This window comes from Lysobacter antibioticus HS124 (assembly GCF_000336385.2).
In the GTDB taxonomy this organism is placed as follows: domain Bacteria; phylum Pseudomonadota; class Gammaproteobacteria; order Xanthomonadales; family Xanthomonadaceae; genus Lysobacter; species Lysobacter firmicutimachus.
On the sequence record NZ_HG424518.1, the window covers coordinates 1 to 2,954 of the forward strand.

The window sequence follows — 2,954 nt, forward strand, 5'->3', positions numbered from 1 at the left end:
GGCTTCCTTGACCGTGTGCGTGCGCGCCGGCTGGCCGGTGACCGGGTCGTTGGCTTCGGCGTAGCTGTGCTTGGTCTGAGTACCGTTGCGGTCGGTGACGGTGTCCAGGCGGCGGCGGAAGTCGTCGAAGTCGTCGACGTAGGTACGCACGATGGAACCGCGGCTATCGACGACATTGCCGGGCTTGCGCGGTTTGCGGTACGCGCCAGCGTCGTTAAGGCCGTAGGTGGTCTTGTAGCCGAGTGCATCGGTGACGATGGCGCCACCGGCAGCGGTATAGCTAAGCGCGACCTTGTCGGCGCCGCCCGCATGCTGGCTGACCAGGAGCCGGCCTTGCGTGTCGTAGCTAAAGGTGCTGTAGCGCTGCGCTTGCTCGTTGGTAATACCGGTCAGGTGCCGGGGGAAGGCGGCGTCTTCGTAGTGATAGGTACGCGCGGTGCCGCCTGGATACTGCGCCGTCTGGACTTGGCCGTTGGCGTTGTATCCATACCCAACGAGTTGGGCTCCACCCGTGTTGATCGCAGTAATGGCCGCCTGCGCCGACGGTCGGTCGTAGACCAAGTCCAGGCTACGGCCGGTCGAGTGGGTGATCGTGGCCAGCCGACCCAGGCTATCGTAAGCGTAGGTGAGGCGGGTACCGTCCTCGAACAGACGCTCGAGCAGCTTTCCGGTTTCGTCGAATACCAGCACCTCGTCGGCGCGGTACAGCCGCCATTGGCTGCCGTCCTGAACGATGCGGTCGCCGCTGCCGTCGCCGGCCTCGGCGATTCCGGTGTCGACGTTCTTGAATCCCAGCTGCGAGCCGTTGGCTTGGATCAGACCCAAGGTGCCGTCGGAATTGATCGCCAGGCGGATCTCATGGGTATGCCCCCAGCCGTGGCCGAAGCCGGCATTGCCGTTGTTGGCGGCGGCGGAATGGTAGACGCGGGCGAAACTGACCCATCCCAGATCGAAGTCGGGCTCGGTTTCGTACTTGTCGCCGGTCGACACGTCGGCGGGATTGCCGACCATATTGCAAGCATCGCAGGCCAGCAGGGACGAACGGATAGTCGCGGTGTACGAGTCGTTGGTGCAGACGTTTCCACTCTGGTTCCAAGTCAGGAACTCCTGTGAGCAACGCGTGCGCTGTCGGTCCGCGGGTTCGTTAGTGACGAGGTTCTGGCAGGTCGCGCCGCCGACCGCCGTGCCCACGTATCGGACCTCGAAGTCGGCGAGCTCGCGCCACGCGACACCGTCGGACCATTTATTGAATGGGCGCCAATCGCCCTTGCGAACCACCGAAGTGCTGGGTGCGCAGCCGAGCGAGGTGCTGCGGTTGGTGTAGTGGGCGATCAGCGCATCGACCAGCGCTTGCTCGCTGAGCTTGGTGCCGCCGCTATTGCCCGAGAGGTAGGCCGACCAATCGCGTACCTGCCCGGTTTCCGGAGCAATGCCGTAGGTCAGCTGGACATCGGTCTCGGTGATCTGCCGCTCGCGCACCGAGTCGACGTACTGGTAGGCACCGCCCTGTGCCTTGATGGCGAGCTCGGCCTCGTATTGGGTGTTGTAGGTCTGGCCCTGGAAGATCCAGGGCTGGCCGCTCTCCTGCGCCACCGCATTTTGCGTTAGGGCAGCCACCATGAGCGCAGCCGCAGCAAGAGATCTGGCGGCTACTCTGCGTTTTCTTTGACACTTGTGAACTATCGACATACCTACTCCTTGGTGCGCTGATCTACGGCCCGGCTGTACCAATCCGGGGTGGCGCTGAATCTTCTGTGGTCCATACGTATTGGGTGCTACTCCTGTTCGCACGACGAGACAGCACGGACAAGTGCCAGTGCTTGGGGAAAGAGGGAGATTGATGATTACCGACAAGATCGCGAACGCGGTCTAAGTCAGCGCCGATGGGCTACAGGGGATGCATACGACGCTCCATGTCCAGGGTCTAACGCTATTAGCCGATTGTGACGTCTCGTCACTTCTTCCTTTGATCCAGCATCGCCGAGAACGATCTCTTCTGGCGAGACTGTTTCATACCGAGCATAGCGACCGACCGATCTCGGGCCATGTCGCGTGGAGCCGAGGCCAAGCAGTCATCGCCTCAAGTGTGCTTTTCTGAGCGCTACAGACAGGGTGCAAAAGCTAGCACTTGGTGAGCGCTTTTGGTGTAGGGAAATTCTGATTCTTTCTCGGAATTAGTCGGTGACGAGTAGACATCTGTCCGCCAAGAGGCGCGTTTCGCTTGGCCGCGCATCAGCTAAAAGCAGAATCCAGATGATTCGGTTGATAACGAGCAGGCCGTATTGGCTAAGTCCATCCTCGGTCGTTGGTGCCGAGGATAAAGATGATTCGTGTGTTTGTGATTGACGATCACCCGCTGGTGCGAGTTGGCCTACGGGGCGTGCTAGAGGCGCAAGGCGACATGGAGATCGTTGGGGAGGCGTCGAATGGCGAGGATGCTCTCACGGCCATCGGATCGGGTATTCCTGACGTGGTGTTGTGCGACTTTCATCTGCCCGGCTGGGACGGGCTGGAGGTCACGCGCCGACTGCTGGCACGGCAGCCCAGTCTTCGAATCCTGATCATCTCCGTCGTGGAGGCGGGACCCGTGCCCCGCCGGCTGTTGGCTGCCGGTGCCAGGGGATATGTCTCCAAGGCGCAGGATGGCGGGGCTATCGTGCGTGCGGTCCGCGAGGTCGCGGCGGGGCGTCGTTTTCTGGACGACGCACTGGGCGCCCGCCTGATATTCGAAGTCTCGCCGTTCGACCAGCTCAGTCCACGGCAAATGGAAGTGGTCTGGCTGGTGCTACGGGGCAGGCAAAACGGCGATATCGCGCTGGAGCTGGGACTGACCGCCTCGACCGTCCGCACCGTGCGGACCAAAGTGATGGCCAAGTTGGGCGTCCAAGGAGATCTAGGCCTGATCCGGCTAGCGATGGAGTACGGGCTGCTTCCGCCGGCGGGTGGCGGCGGCT

General features: G+C 62.1%; 2 protein-coding genes. One reads left to right on the forward strand and one right to left on the reverse strand.

What is annotated here, in order from left to right:
• The coding region (locus TX83_RS14470; RefSeq protein WP_186442607.1) for a DUF6531 domain-containing protein at positions 1–1,620 on the reverse strand (1,620 nt) is incomplete at its 3' end.
• Between the two features lie 703 nt (positions 1,621–2,323).
• On the opposite strand from TX83_RS14470, the gene TX83_RS14475 reads away from it, so the two are divergent.
• Positions 2,324–2,954 (forward strand): response regulator (locus TX83_RS14475; RefSeq protein WP_064748676.1); only part of this gene is annotated, 631 nt, incomplete at its 3' end.